This window comes from Streptomyces sp. NPDC005803 (assembly GCF_040630435.1).
Lineage (GTDB): Bacteria > Actinomycetota > Actinomycetes > Streptomycetales > Streptomycetaceae > Streptomyces.
The window spans coordinates 398,490-411,446 of sequence record NZ_JBEXXO010000001.1 but is presented as its reverse complement, the minus strand read 5'-3'; the positions used below and the strand labels follow the sequence as shown (position 1 = coordinate 411,446).

Here is a 12,957-nt window from a genome sequence, read left to right as displayed (position 1 = left end):
CCACGCTAGCGTCCCCGTGGGCGGGCTGAACAGAGGGCCCTCGTCTTCTTGCGATGATCGGCCGGTGACGTCCCCTCGTAACGACCTCCGACCGCACGACCATCAGCCCGCGCACTCCCACAGCCACGGCCCCGCCGCACCCGTCTCCGGCCATCTGCGCAAGGTGATCGCCGCAGTGCTGATCCCGTTCGCGGCCGCGGTCGTCGTCGGGCTCGTGGTGCTCTGGCCCGGTGGTGCGCCGGCGCACGAGCGCACCGGTGTCGGTTTCGACCGGCAGACCCAGCAGGGCGAGGTGGTGAACATCGACCCGATCGACTGCAAGGACGTGAACGCCTCCCAGCTGCCCGTCAGCGGCGAGACCTCACCGTCTGCCGGCACCAGCGGCACCCCTCTCTGCAAGAAGGCCACGGTCGAGGTCACGAGCGGACAGGACAAGGGCCGCACGTTCATCGAGGTCGTCCAGCCCGACGCGCCCCGGCAACTGCGGGAGGGACAGGGAGTGGTCGTCGCGTACGCCCCCGACGCGCCCCATGACCTCCAGTACTCCGTGACCGACGTGAACCGGAAGCTCCCGCTGATGCTGCTGGCCGGGATCTTCGCGCTGGTGGTGGTCGCCGTGGGCAGAATGCGCGGGGTCATGGCGCTGGTGGCGCTCGCCCTGTCGTTCGCCGTCCTGACCCTGTTCATCCTTCCGGCCATCCTGCAGGGCTCGAACCCGCTGGTCGTCGCAGTCGTCGGGGCCGGCGCCATCATGCTGATCGCGCTCTACATCTGCCACGGACTGACGGCCCGCACCTCGGTCGCCGTCATCGGCACCCTGATCTCACTGCTGCTGATCGGGCTGCTCGGCTCACTCTTCATCGGCTGGGGGAGTCTGAGCGGCAACACCGACGACAACACCGGCCTCATCCACGGCCTGTATCCGCACATCGACATGAGCGGGCTGCTGCTGGCCGGCGTCATCATCGGTTCCCTGGGGGTGCTCGACGACGTGACGGTCACCCAGACCTCTGCGGTCTGGGAACTGCATCAGGCGGACCCGACGATGAGTGCGAAGAAGCTCTACCGGGCAGGGATCAGGATCGGGCGCGACCACATCGCCTCGGTGGTCAACACCCTGGTGCTCGCCTATGCGGGCGCCGCGCTTCCGTTGCTGCTGCTGTTCTCGATCGCCCAGAGCGGCATCGGGACGGTCGCCAACAGCGAACTGGTGGCGGAGGAGATCGTGCGCACGCTGATCGGCTCGATCGGACTGGTCGCCTCGGTTCCGGTGACCACCGCGCTCGCGGCTCTGGTCGTCTCCGCCGACCGTGCCGGGCTCGCCGCCGAATCCGGAACTCCGGAACCCGTACGGAGCGGCAGGGGGCGCCGTCGCCGGACGAAGTCCTGAGTGCCCGGTCACGGAGAGCGATTCACCCGTTCGGCAGGTGTGCTGTTCGACCGGCATACAGGCCAAGAACACGGGCTTCGTCAGCCGGCGTTCTGTTCCTCGGCCAGAATCCGCCCCAGCGCATCTTCAAGATTGCCCTCGAAGTCACCGAGCGTGCACTCCTGCCCCAGCGGCACGAGCTTGTCCGTCCGGTCGAGGAACGCCACGAGAGGCGCCGTGCCCGCCCTGAACAGGGCACGGTCAGCCCCCACCTGGAGCCGGATGTGGACGTCGGACAGCCCCTCCGGTTCGGTCGGCCCGATGTGTACATCGCCGTCACCACTGGGGCTGTTGAGGCCGTCGAGCAGCAGCTCACGGCCGAAAGCCCAGGTGACGGGGGCGTCACCGGGCAGATGGAAGGTCATCCGGATCGCGTACGGATCGCACACTTCGTACCGGAGCTCCACCGGGATACGGAAAGAGAGCTCCTCGGAGACGAGGAAGCTCATCATGACCTCAGCTTGAACCGACTCACGCATCGTTCAACCCCGCAGTAGATGAATCTGGCCAGGAATGATCCCCCATGGCCCTATTGACGCCATCGTGGTGCACGCGATAGCAGATCACAAGGAGTGATTTTTCAGATACTGATAGAGAACACGAACGAACGCAAGAGGCTGGCCACTTCAGCGCGTAGTCGTTCGACTGCGGGGAGCAACCGTTCTTCTTGGTCGAGGGGAACGGAAATGGCCATCGCGGCAGCCGTGAACCCGGCCGCGATCGGGATGGCCGCGCAGACCGTTCCGAGGGCGTACTCCTGTCGTTCGACGACAGGCTCCAAGGGCTCGACCGACCGCAGCCGCTCAAGGAGTGCCGGCCGGTCACGCACGGAGTGGCAGGTCAGCGGACGCACCGGATACCGGTCCAGGTGGTCCTCGCGGGCCTGCTCGTCGAGCTGACTCAACAGGCACTGGCCGATCGCGTGGGCATGGCCCGTCTCACCGAAGGCCGCCCACTCCTCCACCGCCGGCGCCGCCGGGGTGTCCGCCACCGCGAGGAGTTCGATCTCACCGTCGCGATAGACGGCGCAGTACACCGGGGCGCCGATGATGTCCCGCCACCGCCCCAGGGACTGGGTCATTCTGCTGCGCCGATTCTGCAGCGCCCCCTCGCCCACCAGCCGCTCCGCGGCGGCGCCGAAGAGGAAGACACCGTTCTCCCTGCGCAGGTATCCCTCATGGGTGAGCGTGCGCAGCAGGTGGTAGGCGGTGGGGAGGGGAAGTCCCGCCTCCCGTGCCAGCTGTTTGGCCGGCGCCCCGTCGCGATGGGTGCCCACAGCCTCCAGCAGCCTCAGTGCCCGCTGCACCGAGCCGATCAGCGTCGGAACAGCGGTACTCGATGCCGCGGTCAACGGTCACCCCCAGGCATGGTGACGGGCGGTCAGCCCGCCTGTGGGGGCCGCCCCCACAGATCTGCCGCAGGCCTGGGGTCCAGAGGACCGGATGCCGTACAAACCACTGGTCAGGGTGGCGACTGACGGTGTTTTCCCAGGTGGCGGCGGCGGATTGCCACTGTATCGGGAGCATCCGGACGGGGCGTGGTTTCGTCTTCCGCTTAGCTCAGCTGGCCTAATGGCCAGGCGTTCCCGCGCCTACCAGTCGCCTCGCGAGGAGGAGGACGACGTGAACTTGCGTACGACGAAGACGAGACCGCCGATCAGGATCACGCAGAGCAGGACCTTGAACAGCAGCCCGATCACGAAGCCGACGATGCTGGCGATCAGGCCGCCGAACACGACGATCGCGATGACGGGCACCGCGATCCACTTCACCCACCAGGGCATTCCCGCGAATATCTCCCGCACGGCCATCGTCCTTACCTCGTCTCTGTGAGTTCCTGCTTCGATGCTAGAGGCGGGGGGTGGGCCGCGGGGCCTCCACAGCCCTTGGACTCCCCTGATCGATCCCCTAGGGATCCCCGAGGCGCGGCTCGGCCCGCTCAGCTCTCGATGAGGTGCGGCTCAGCCATGGGTGAGGTGCGGCTCATCCGTCGGCGCGGCGGGTTCGTCTCCCGGCGAGGCGCGGCTCAGCCCTCGGGCGGCGAGAAGACCACCATCACGCGCAGGTCTTCCGTGATGTGGTGGAACTTGTGGGCGGTGCCGGCAGGTACGTACACGACACTTCCTCTGCCCACCTGCGTGGTTTCCATGCCGACGGTGATCGACGCGCGCCCGCTGACGACGAAGTAGACCTCGTCCTGGCGGTGCGGCTGCTGCGGGTCGTGTTCACCGGCGTCCAGGGCGTAGAGGCCGACAGACATGTTCCGTTCGCGGATGAACTGGAGGTAGGCGCCGTCGTTGGCGGCTCGTTCCGCCTCCAGTTCGTCCAGTCTGAATGCCTTCATGGCCGCCCGTCCCTTACCTCTGTCCAGCCGGTGTCCGCCACCGATCATGTCTGCCACGATCAGACACATGAAGAATTTCGTAGTCAAGACGATCGCCAACGCGGGTGCGCTGGCCGTGGCCATCTGGCTGCTCCACGACATCACGCTCACCGGCGGCAGCACCGGCCGCAAGGCACTGACCCTGATACTGGTCGCGCTGCTCTTCGGCTTGGTCAACTTCCTGGTCAAGCCGGTGGTGAAGCTGCTCACACTGCCGCTCTTCATCCTCACCCTGGGGCTGATCACCCTGGTGGTGAACGCCTTGATGCTGCTGCTCACCTCGTGGCTGGCCGATGTGCTGAACCTGAGCTTCCACGTCGACGGCTTCTGGACCGCCGTCCTCGGTGGCCTGATCGTTTCGATCGTGTCCTGGGCGCTGAACGTCGTCCTGCCCGACGAGGACTGAGCCCCGGGCACCTGCGACAGTGACAGCAGGACCGGTGACAGACCGGGGAGAGAAGCGAGGACACGTCAATGAGCACCATGGGCGACGGAACCCGGGCAGTACGCGCGGGTCTGCCGGAACCGCAGCAGTACGAGCCCACTCTCCCCGGCCCGGTCTTCGCAGCGCACTTCCACCTGTCCGGCGAGCCGACCGGTCCGTACACCTACGGCCGTGACACCAACCCGACCTGGACCCATCTGGAACGGGCCATCGGCGAACTCGAAGCGCCTGGCGAGAGCGTCGAGACCACGGTCTTCGCCTCCGGCATGGCGGCGGTCTCGGCGGTCCTGCTGTCCCAGGTGCGCACCGGCGATGCCGTCGTGCTGCCCGACGACGGCTATCAGGCCCTTCCGCTGGTACGGGCGCAGCTGGAGGCCTACGGCGTCGAGGTGCGCACCGCCCCGACCGGGGGCGACGCCCAGCTGGCTCTCCTGGAGGGGGCCAAGCTCCTGTGGATCGAGACCCCGTCCAACCCCGGGCTCGACGTCTGTGACGTGCGTCGGCTCGTCGAGGCGGCGCACGCGGGCGGCACGCTGGTGGCCGTCGACAACACCCTCGCCACCCCGCTCGGCCAGCGTCCGCTGGAGCTCGGCGCCGACTTCTCGGTGGCCAGCGACACGAAGGGCATGACCGGCCACGGTGACCTCCTGCTCGGCCATGTCACCTGCCGGGATTCCGAGCTGGCGGCGGGGGTGCGGCGCTGGCGCAAGGTGGTGGGCGCGATCCCCGGGCCCATGGAGGCCTGGCTCGCGCACCGCTCCCTGGCCACGCTTGAGCTGCGCGTCGAACGGCAGTGCGCGAACGCGCTCGCGCTCGCCGAGGCTCTCGCCGGGCACCCGGAGGTGAGCGGACTGCGTTACCCCGGACTGCCCACCGACCCCTCGTATCCGAACGCCGTACGGCAGATGCGGCGCTTCGGCTCCGTCGTCTCGTTCGTGCTGGCGGACCGCGGTACGGCCGAGCGCTTCCTCGCCGCGCTGCGTCTCGCCGAGGACGCCACCAGCTTCGGGGGCGTGCGCAGCACCGCCGAACGCCGGGCCCGCTGGGGTGGCGACACCGTGCCGGAGGGCTTCATCCGCTTCTCGGTCGGCGCGGAGAACGCCAGGGACCTGGTGGCCGACGTGGAACGCGCGCTGGCCGAGGCCGTCACCGGCAGCTGAGCGTCCGCGCCGTACGGACGGTCCGAGCCTCCCCCCTCGTGGCTCGGACCGTCCCGGATCTCCGCCTTCTCCGTGCGAAGAACCGTCTCGACAAGGCTAGTTGACTCTGCGTCAGTGTCCAATCACAGTAGCGGCAGCGACCTATCGACATATTTATAGTTGTCCGGGTCCGACGACTCGTACGGGTGAGAGGGGACGGACATGGACCTGGCTCTGCTGCGCACCTTCGTCACCGTGCACCGCGCCGGTTCGTTCACCCGCGCCGCAGCCCTTCTCGGTCTCTCCCAGCCCGCCGTCACCTCGCAGATCCGCACCCTGGAACGACAGCTGGGCCGCCCGCTCTTCCTCCGCCGGGCCCGCGGCGTGACACCCACCACCATCGGCGACGAGCTGGCGCACCGGGCGGCTCCCCATCTCGACGCACTGATCGAGATCGCCGAGACGGAGCTCGACGAGGAGTCGGGCGTGCGGACGCTGCACCTGGCGGGACCGCCGGAGTTCACCTCGCTGCGGGCCCTGCCCGCGCTCACCCCGCTCATCGCCCAGGGGCTCGCACTGCGCAGCTCGTTCTCCGCCGACACCGACGAGACGCTCGACGGTCTGGCCGCCGGCCACCACGACCTGGCCATCGTGACGGCCCGGCCGCGCGGCGGACTGCTCACCGCGGTCCCGCTCTGCGACGAGGAACACGTCCTGGTGGCGGCACCCCGGTGGGCCGGACGTCTGGGGCCGGGGACGCTACGGCGCAACGGCCCGGTGGTCCTCGAGCAGTTACCGGTGGTGGAGGTGCACGAGAGCCTCCCCCTCGTCTCCCGCTACTGGGCGGCGGTCTTCGACAGCCGGCCCGCTGCCGCCGGTGCCGTCATCACGCCTGATCTGCGGGCGGTCCTGGAGTGCACGGCGGCGGGGGCGGGGCTCGCCGTGCTGCCCCGGTATCTGTGCGAGGGCGCGCTGGAGCGGGGCGAGGTGGTGGCGCTCCTCGATCCGCCGGTGCCGCCCCTGCGCACGTACTTCCTGGCCGCGCGGACCGGCACGCTCGCACTGCCGCATCTCGCACGGGCACACGAGGTGCTGCTGCGCGCCGCGGCCGACTGGTGACCGCAGGAGGTGTCGGGAGCCGCCGGGTGTTTCAGAAGGGGTTTCGCGGGCCACTCTCTTGCCATGACCGAACGTCCTGTGGTCAAGCGCACCGCACGAGCCGTCCTGCTCGACGGCGACGACCTGATCCTCATCAAGCGCACCAAGCCGGGGGTGGATCCCTACTGGGTCACACCCGGAGGCGGGGTCGAGCTGGAGGACGCGACCGTCGTCGACGCCCTGCACCGCGAGTTGGACGAGGAGCTCGGCGCGAAGATCACCGATGTGGTGCCCTGTTTCGTCGACACCGTGGAACACATCGAGGGCGGAGGCGTGAAGGGCGTCAAGGTCCAGCACTTCTTCGTCTGCCGTCTCGAATCGATGGACCTGTCCCTGCGCCACGGCCCCGAGATCGACGACCCCTGTGGGGAGTACGACGTCGTGCGGGTGCCCTTCAGCCGGGTCGGCATCGCCGCCGTGCACCTCGTACCGCTGTCCCTGAGGCACTACCTGGACGGCAACATCGAGGGGGTCCGGGCTATGCACGCCCCCGACCTGGGCTGATCCGCGGAGTCGTGCGGACTCGCGACGGCGCGGCTCGCTGCCCGCCGGGACGGGGCCGGGTTTACGCAGGGGCGGCTCGCTGCCCGCCGGGACGGGGCCGGGTTTACGCAGGGGCGGCTCGCTGCCCGCCGGGGCGGGGCCGGGTGCGCAGGGGCGGCCTCTGCGACGAAACCGTTCCCGGGCACGCGTACGCCGAGGCCAGTACGCGGGGATACTCCCCTCGGCAGATGCCCCGTCGCGCGCCCCGCCGCACCGTGTTTCACGTGAAACAACTCAAGCGCCGCGCCCGCAGAAGTCTCCTCGTCGCCCATGTATCGGTGTCCGTCAGCTGGCTCGGTCTCACCGTCGGCCTGCTGACGCTCGGCATCACCGCCTACGCGACCGGCGATCCGGTCACCGCGCGATCCGCCACCCGGGCCATGAAGGTCTTCGGCGACTGGCTCGTCGTCCCGGTCGCGCTGGGCGCCCTGATCAGCGGCCTGATCCTGTCACTCCGCACCCCGTGGGGACTGGCCCGCCACCGCTGGGTCTGGACGAAGTTCTGGCTCACCCTGGTCACGACGGGGCTGTCGGTCTTCTCGTTGCGCCCCGGCATCGACGAGGCCGCCGGACGCGGGACCGCCGGCATCGATCTCGTCATCGCTCCGTCGGTGGCCACCGCGACCTACGTCTTCATCACCGCGATCTCCGTGCTGAAGCCCTGGGGACCGACCCGACGCGAACGACGCCTGCGGGTCTCGGCCAGATCCGTTAAAGCGGTGGACGAGCGATCACCGCGTCGGACAGCCTGACTCCTATGCCCAGCTCATTGCCCCGCCCCCTCGCCGACCTACCCGTACGGCGTCTCACCCGGGACGATCTGGTCCCGTGCGCCGATCTCAGCGAGGACCGCGGCTGGCCGCGTGATGAACACCGGTGGGGACTGCTCCTCACCGCGGGGACGGCCTACGGCATAGACGATCCCGAGGGCAAGGGCCTGATGGCGACCTGCGTGGTGACGTCGTACGGTGCGGACCTGGCCGCCATCGGCATGCTCCTGGTCGCCGGGCGCTACAGCCGCCAGGGGGTCGCTCGGCATCTGATGCAGCGGGTGATCGACTCGACCGGGGGCACTCCCCTCAGCCTCTACGCGACGTCGGCGGGCCGCCCGCTCTACGAGAAGCTCGGGTTCCGGACGGTGGGCCGGAACCAGCGGGTGAGCGGGCGTTTCCGGTCGGCCGCGGAGCCGGACGGCCACGGAACGGGCGGTCATCCGGGTTCGGCGGCCGACGCGGGCCCGACGGTGCGTCCTGCCACGGCGGGGGACCTGCCGGCCATGCTCCGCCTGGACGCGGAGGCCTCCGGCGTCGACCGGACGCACCTCCTGGCCCGTCTCCCCGCGTTCGCCGACCATCTGCGGGTGGCGGAGGACGGGGGCGCGCTCGTCGGGTACGCCGCGCTGTGGCCCAGCGAAGGAAGCCATGTGGTCGGACCGCTGATCGCGCGGGACACGGCCACGGCGAAAGTGCTCGTCCGCTCGCTCGCCGGGGCGACGGACCGGCCGCTGCGCGTGGACGTCGACGCCCGTCACGAAGAGCTGCTGGCCTGGTTCGGGGCGTGCGGCCTGGAGCCCGGATCAGCGACCACGGTCATGCGCCTCGGGAGTCGGCGACAGCCGGAGGACTGGACTCGGCTCTTCGCCCCGCTGAGTGTCGCGACGGGCTGACGGCACCTCTCGGCTCCCATCGACGGGAATCCTCCGCCCATGGGAGCCGAGCCCCGACGGGCTGCCTGCGCGCGCCGGGTCGGGTCAGGCCGGGTCGGGTCAGGCCGGGTCGGGTCAGGTCGGGTCAGGTCGGGTCAGGTCGGGTCGGGTCAGGTCGGGTCGGGTCGGGTCGGGTCGGGTCGGGGGAGTCTTCTCAGACGAGGCCGGCCACGGCGGTGGTCGCGAACCCGTGGTCCTGCTCCGGGGCGCCGCCACCGACTCCGAGGGCTCCGATCAGCCGGCCACCGCGGTGGACCGGGACACCGCCGGCGATGAAGAGAAGCGGCCGGTCCAGCGCGGTCGGCAGGGTGTGGAACAGGCCGCCGGGCTGGACCGCGTCCACGAGGTCGGCTGTGGGGGCGTCGAGCTGAAGCGCTGTGTACGCCTTGCGGGTGCTGGTCTCTCCGGCGATGAGGACGGCCCGGTCATCACGACGGAACGCCAGCAGGTGGCCTCCCGCGTCCAGGACGGTGACGGCGGCCGCGACACCTGCGGCCTCGGCGGCCGTGCGGGCCGCCTCGATCAGCGCCTCCGCGTCCTCGGTGGTCAGCGGGGCGACGGCGGCGGTGGGCGTGCTCATGGGAATGCTCCTTGCTGTGGTGCGGTCGTGGGTGGGGGATGCGGGGTGGTCAGTGCCGGGCGGCCGCGGGTGCGGCGGCCGGCTCCGGGGTGTGGGCGGTCACGAGGCGGCTCCGGGCGGCCGTACGGCGTTCCAAGGTGCTGGAGACGACGGCGAGCACCAGGGCGGAGGCGGCGAGCACCGCACCGACCCAGTTGGGCGCGGTGTAACCGAGGCCGGCCGCGATGACGATGCCGCCGAGCCACGCGGACAGGGCGTTGCCGAGGTTGAAGGCGCCGATGTTCACCGCGGAGGCGAGGGTCGGGGCTCCGGCCGCATGGTCGAGCACGCGCTTCTGCAGCGGGGGAACGGTCGCGAAGCCCAGGCCGCCGATCAGGAAGATGGTGACGGCTGCCGCGATCTTGTCGTGGGCGGTGAGCGTGAACAGCGCCAGGACCACGGCGAGGCCGCCCAGCGACACGTACAGCAGGGGCATCAGACGGCGGTCGGCGAACTTGCCGCCGAGCAGGTTGCCGCCGACCATGCCGAGGCCGAAGAGGACCAGCAGCCAGGTGACGGACGAGGCCGAGTAGCCGGCGATCTCGGTCATCATCGGCGTGATGTACGTGATCGCTGCGAAGACCCCACCGAAGCCCAGCACGGTCATCGCCATGGCGAGCAGTACCTGGACGTTGCGGAAGGCGGCGAGCTCGTGACGGAGCCGGACACCCTCGGGGCGGGGCTGGTCGGGTACGAGCCTGGCCACGCCGAGCAGCCCGACGACACCCAGGGCGGCGACGACGAAGAACGTGCTCCGCCAGCCGACGCTCTGACCGATGTACGTGCCCAGCGGCACCCCGACGACGTTGGCGACGGTGAGGCCGGTGAACATCATGGCGATCGCGCCGGCCTTCTTGTGCGGGGCGACCAGGTCGGCGGCCACCACGGACCCGATGCCGAAGAAGGCGCCGTGGGCGAGGGAGGCGATCACCCGGCCCGCGAGCATGACTCCGAAGACGGGGGCGGACGCGGAGACCACGTTACCGATGACGAACAGGGCCATCAGGATCATCAGCATGCGCTTGCGGCTGACCCTGGTGCCGAGAAGGGTCATCAGGGGGGCACCGATGACGACGCCGAGCGCGTAGCCGGTGACGAGGAAGCCTGCGGTCGGGATCGAGACCTGGAAGTCCGCGGCCACCTCGGGGAGCAACCCCATGATCACGAACTCGGTCGTTCCGATACCGAATGCCCCGATGGCGAGGGCGAGGAGCGCGAGCGGCATGGGTTCCACCTTCCCTGGAGATTGCGTCTGCGCCTTACGAGCGTCCACAATAATTGCAGACGCGGGTTAATTGCAAGCGCGGGCTATTGCGTCCGTCGCCTATCCTGGACGCAAGCAACTCCGGCACGGAGGAGAGACCCATGACAGCGACGGACCCGGCACTGACCGCCCTTTCCCAGGGCTGGTGCGCGCTCTCCCTGCTCCACGGGAAGATCGAGGCCCATATCGAGCGAGCCCTGCAGACCGGGCACGGCCTCAGTGTCCGGGAGTACTCCCTGCTGGACGTCCTCAGCCGGCAGCACAACGGAACCGGCGGCCATCTGCAGATGAAGCAGGTGGCGGACGCCGTCGTCCTCAGCCAGAGCGCCACCACCCGGCTGGTCACCCGCCTCGAGGACCGGGGGCTGCTGACCCGGTACCTCTGCGACACCGACCGAAGGGGCATCTACACCGATGTCACCGAAGCCGGCCTCGCGCTGCTCTCCGAGGCCCGGCCGACCAATGACACCGCCCTGCGGGCCGCGCTGGACGAGGCCGCCAAGAACCCCGAACTGGCCCCGCTCGTCCGGACGGTCGAGGAGCTGAAGGTTCCCGCATAGCGTGCCCGGCCAAAGGCTCTCCGCGTAGGCTGCCGATCATGAGCGATCTGGAAATCCGCCCAGCGGCCGTCGGCGATCTCCCGGAGATCGTGGCCATGCTCGCCGACGATCCGCTGGGCGCACGGCGCGAGTCGCCGGACGACCTCACCCCGTATCTCGCGGCGTTCCGGAAGCTGGCCGGCGACCCCCATCAGCATGTGATGGTCGCCGTGCGGGCGGACCGCGTCGTCGGAACGCTCCAGCTGACCGTGATCCCCGGCCTCTCCAGGCGCGGCTCGACCCGGTCGGTGATCGAGGGCGTCCGCGTCCACGCGGACGAGCGCGGCAGCGGCCTCGGGACCCAGCTGATCCAGTGGGCCGTGGACGAATCACGGCGGCAGGAGTGCCAGTTGGTCCAGCTGACCTCCGATGCGACCCGGACCGACGCGCATCGCTTCTACGAACGGCTCGGCTTCGTGGCCAGCCATGTGGGCTTCAAGCTCGCCCTCTGACCGCACCCCGGCGTCCAAGGGACCGACCGTGCACCGCATCAGTGACGAACAGCGCCGGATCAGGATCGGCCGGCGCCACCTCCTGGCCCCCTCGGTGAGGGCGGAGTCCCCCGTGGCCGTGGCCGACGCCGTCGTCGCTCTGCACGCCACCGACGCGGCCACCGTCTTCCTGTCCGCCTGCGCACGGCTCCGGGTGCCGGATGCCGCCGCCGTGGAGCGATCCCTCTACGAGGACGTCTCACTGGTGCGCCTGCTCTCCATGCGCAACACCCTCTTCGTCGTGTCGGACGAGACGGCCCGTTGGGTCGAAGCGTCGAACGCGCGCGCAGTCGCCGCCAAAGAACGCCGGACCCTCCTCAAACACCTGGCGGAGGACGGCAGCGGGCTGGACGAGCAGTGGCTGGCCGGTACCGAGAGCTCCGTCCTCGCGGCCCTGGCCGCCCGGGGCTCGGCCACGGGCAGCGAGCTCTCCGCCGCCGTCCCCGCCCTGCGCACCAGGATCACGGTCTTCCCCGGCAAGAAGCAGGAGACGGTGCAGGGCGTGGCCTCACGCGTCATCCGCGTGCTGGCCGCCGAAGGACGCATCCGCCGGGACCGGCCACGGGGGTCCTGGACCTCCAGCCAGTTCCGCTGGACGGCTTCCGAGCCCCGCCCGGGCGAGGAAATGGAGCGGGCGCAGGCGGAGTTGGCCCTGCGCTGGCTCCGTTCGTACGGCCCCGCCACCGAGACAGACCTCAAGTGGTGGACGGGCTGGGGGGCCGGCCAGGCCCGCAAGGCGCTGGCCACCGCGGGGGCGGAAGAGGTACGGCTCGACAGCGGCGCCACGGCCTGGGTCGCGCCCCAGGACCACGGGCCCGATCCGGCACCCGAGCCCTGGGCCGCCCTGCTGCCGGCGCTCGACCCCAGCGCCATGGGGTGGGCCGATCGCGGATTCCACCTGCCTGCCGAGCACCGGGCGGCGCTCTTCGACCGTTCCGGCAACATCGGCCCCACCGTGTGGTGGAACGGCCGCATCGTGGGCGGGTGGGCCCTGCGCGCCGACGGCGAGCCGGTCTGGCGGCTGCTCACCGACGCAGGCCGGGAGGCCTCCGCCGCGATCGAGACGGAGGCCTCCCGACTGGCGGGCTGGGTGGGCACGGCGCGCGTCACACCGCGCTTCCGCACCCCTCTGGAACGTGAGTTGACGGCCTGAGCGACCGGCCCGCCCGTTTCACGTGAAACG

General features: G+C 70.2%; 16 protein-coding genes. 10 read left to right on the top strand and 6 right to left on the bottom strand.

Features of this window, described 5'->3' with window-relative positions:
- Positions 1 to 64 precede the first annotated feature (64 nt).
- Positions 65 to 1,390, top strand: a complete 1,326-nt coding sequence (locus ABZ454_RS01875) for a YibE/F family protein (protein ID WP_359535635.1) — start codon at positions 65 to 67, stop codon at positions 1,388 to 1,390.
- Between the two features lie 80 nt (positions 1,391 to 1,470).
- Here the strand turns inward: ABZ454_RS01875 and ABZ454_RS01870 are convergent, their stop codons facing one another.
- The 4 genes from ABZ454_RS01870 to ABZ454_RS01855 form a co-directional block, all read right to left on the bottom strand.
- Positions 1,471 to 1,908, bottom strand: coding sequence for an SsgA family sporulation/cell division regulator (locus ABZ454_RS01870; protein ID WP_359535634.1), 438 nt, complete (start codon positions 1,906 to 1,908; stop codon positions 1,471 to 1,473).
- Between the two features lie 101 nt (positions 1,909 to 2,009).
- Positions 2,010 to 2,780 (bottom strand): helix-turn-helix domain-containing protein, encoded by a 771-nt coding sequence (locus ABZ454_RS01865; protein ID WP_356320984.1) that lies wholly within the window; start codon positions 2,778 to 2,780, stop codon positions 2,010 to 2,012.
- A gap of 240 nt (positions 2,781 to 3,020) precedes the next feature.
- The gene (locus tag ABZ454_RS01860) at positions 3,021 to 3,233 is read right to left on the bottom strand and encodes a DUF5326 family protein (RefSeq protein WP_356320986.1); all 213 of its coding nucleotides are present in this window, start codon (positions 3,231 to 3,233) and stop codon (positions 3,021 to 3,023) included.
- A 221-nt stretch (positions 3,234 to 3,454) separates the two neighbouring features.
- Entirely contained in the window at positions 3,455 to 3,772 is a 318-nt protein-coding gene (locus ABZ454_RS01855; protein ID WP_359535633.1) for a cupin domain-containing protein, read from the bottom strand.
- A 67-nt stretch (positions 3,773 to 3,839) separates the two neighbouring features.
- Here ABZ454_RS01855 and ABZ454_RS01850 point away from each other — a divergent pair, with 67 nt between their 5' ends.
- The 6 genes from ABZ454_RS01850 to ABZ454_RS01825 all read left to right on the top strand — a co-directional run bounded on the left by ABZ454_RS01850 (position 3,840) and on the right by ABZ454_RS01825 (position 8,762).
- Entirely contained in the window at positions 3,840 to 4,217 is a 378-nt protein-coding gene (locus ABZ454_RS01850; RefSeq protein ID WP_356320990.1) for a phage holin family protein, read from the top strand.
- Positions 4,218 to 4,285: 68 nt separating this feature from the next.
- Complete coding sequence (locus tag ABZ454_RS01845) at positions 4,286 to 5,416, top strand: cystathionine gamma-lyase (protein WP_359535632.1); 1,131 nt, start codon at positions 4,286 to 4,288, stop codon at positions 5,414 to 5,416.
- A gap of 201 nt (positions 5,417 to 5,617) precedes the next feature.
- Positions 5,618 to 6,514: a LysR family transcriptional regulator gene (locus ABZ454_RS01840; protein WP_356320994.1), complete on the top strand. Its 897-nt coding sequence runs from the start codon at positions 5,618 to 5,620 to the stop codon at positions 6,512 to 6,514.
- A 63-nt stretch (positions 6,515 to 6,577) separates the two neighbouring features.
- Positions 6,578 to 7,057 carry an NUDIX hydrolase gene (locus tag ABZ454_RS01835; protein ID WP_359535631.1) on the top strand — a complete coding sequence of 160 codons (480 nt, stop codon included), beginning with the start codon at positions 6,578 to 6,580 and terminating at the stop codon, positions 7,055 to 7,057.
- A 263-nt stretch (positions 7,058 to 7,320) separates the two neighbouring features.
- Positions 7,321 to 7,848, top strand: coding sequence for a DUF2269 domain-containing protein (locus tag ABZ454_RS01830; RefSeq protein WP_359535630.1), 528 nt, complete (start codon positions 7,321 to 7,323; stop codon positions 7,846 to 7,848).
- 5 nt (positions 7,849 to 7,853) lie between these two features.
- A complete protein-coding gene (locus tag ABZ454_RS01825; protein WP_359535629.1) occupies positions 7,854 to 8,762 on the top strand; it encodes a GNAT family N-acetyltransferase in 909 nt (302 codons plus the stop codon).
- A gap of 193 nt (positions 8,763 to 8,955) precedes the next feature.
- Here ABZ454_RS01825 and ABZ454_RS01820 read toward each other — a convergent pair whose 3' ends face one another.
- Positions 8,956 to 9,381, bottom strand: a complete 426-nt coding sequence (locus ABZ454_RS01820; protein ID WP_356321002.1) for a heme-binding protein — start codon at positions 9,379 to 9,381, stop codon at positions 8,956 to 8,958.
- 49 nt (positions 9,382 to 9,430) lie between these two features.
- Positions 9,431 to 10,645, bottom strand: a complete 1,215-nt coding sequence (locus tag ABZ454_RS01815) for an MFS transporter (RefSeq protein WP_359535628.1) — start codon at positions 10,643 to 10,645, stop codon at positions 9,431 to 9,433.
- Positions 10,646 to 10,785: 140 nt separating this feature from the next.
- Between ABZ454_RS01815 and ABZ454_RS01810 the strand changes: the two genes are divergently transcribed.
- The 3 genes from ABZ454_RS01810 to ABZ454_RS01800 are packed head-to-tail and all read left to right on the top strand — an operon-like array spanning position 10,786 to position 12,927.
- Positions 10,786 to 11,244 (top strand): MarR family transcriptional regulator, encoded by a 459-nt coding sequence (locus ABZ454_RS01810; RefSeq protein ID WP_356321006.1) that lies wholly within the window; start codon positions 10,786 to 10,788, stop codon positions 11,242 to 11,244.
- 38 nt (positions 11,245 to 11,282) lie between these two features.
- The gene (locus ABZ454_RS01805; protein ID WP_359535627.1) at positions 11,283 to 11,735 is read left to right on the top strand and encodes a GNAT family N-acetyltransferase; all 453 of its coding nucleotides are present in this window, start codon (positions 11,283 to 11,285) and stop codon (positions 11,733 to 11,735) included.
- Between the two features lie 28 nt (positions 11,736 to 11,763).
- Positions 11,764 to 12,927: a winged helix DNA-binding domain-containing protein gene (locus ABZ454_RS01800; RefSeq protein WP_359535626.1), complete on the top strand. Its 1,164-nt coding sequence runs from the start codon at positions 11,764 to 11,766 to the stop codon at positions 12,925 to 12,927.
- Positions 12,928 to 12,957 lie beyond the last annotated feature (30 nt).

Bases quoted from the DNA above. Each gene is read 5' to 3' on its own strand.
- ABZ454_RS01870 (WP_359535634.1), bottom strand. From the start codon at position 1,908: ATGCGTGAGTCGGTTCAAGCTGAGGTCATGATGAGCTTCCTCGTCTCC.
- ABZ454_RS01855 (WP_359535633.1), bottom strand. From the start codon at position 3,772: ATGAAGGCATTCAGACTGGACGAACTGGAGGCGGAACGAGCCGCCAAC.
- ABZ454_RS01850 (WP_356320990.1), top strand. From the start codon at position 3,840: ATGAAGAATTTCGTAGTCAAGACGATCGCCAACGCGGGTGCGCTGGCC.
- ABZ454_RS01845 (WP_359535632.1), top strand. From the start codon at position 4,286: ATGAGCACCATGGGCGACGGAACCCGGGCAGTACGCGCGGGTCTGCCG.
- ABZ454_RS01840 (WP_356320994.1), top strand. From the start codon at position 5,618: ATGGACCTGGCTCTGCTGCGCACCTTCGTCACCGTGCACCGCGCCGGT.
- ABZ454_RS01835 (WP_359535631.1), top strand. From the start codon at position 6,578: ATGACCGAACGTCCTGTGGTCAAGCGCACCGCACGAGCCGTCCTGCTC.
- ABZ454_RS01825 (WP_359535629.1), top strand. From the start codon at position 7,854: ATGCCCAGCTCATTGCCCCGCCCCCTCGCCGACCTACCCGTACGGCGT.
- ABZ454_RS01820 (WP_356321002.1), bottom strand. From the start codon at position 9,381: ATGAGCACGCCCACCGCCGCCGTCGCCCCGCTGACCACCGAGGACGCG.
- ABZ454_RS01815 (WP_359535628.1), bottom strand. From the start codon at position 10,645: ATGCCGCTCGCGCTCCTCGCCCTCGCCATCGGGGCATTCGGTATCGGA.
- ABZ454_RS01810 (WP_356321006.1), top strand. From the start codon at position 10,786: ATGACAGCGACGGACCCGGCACTGACCGCCCTTTCCCAGGGCTGGTGC.
- ABZ454_RS01805 (WP_359535627.1), top strand. From the start codon at position 11,283: ATGAGCGATCTGGAAATCCGCCCAGCGGCCGTCGGCGATCTCCCGGAG.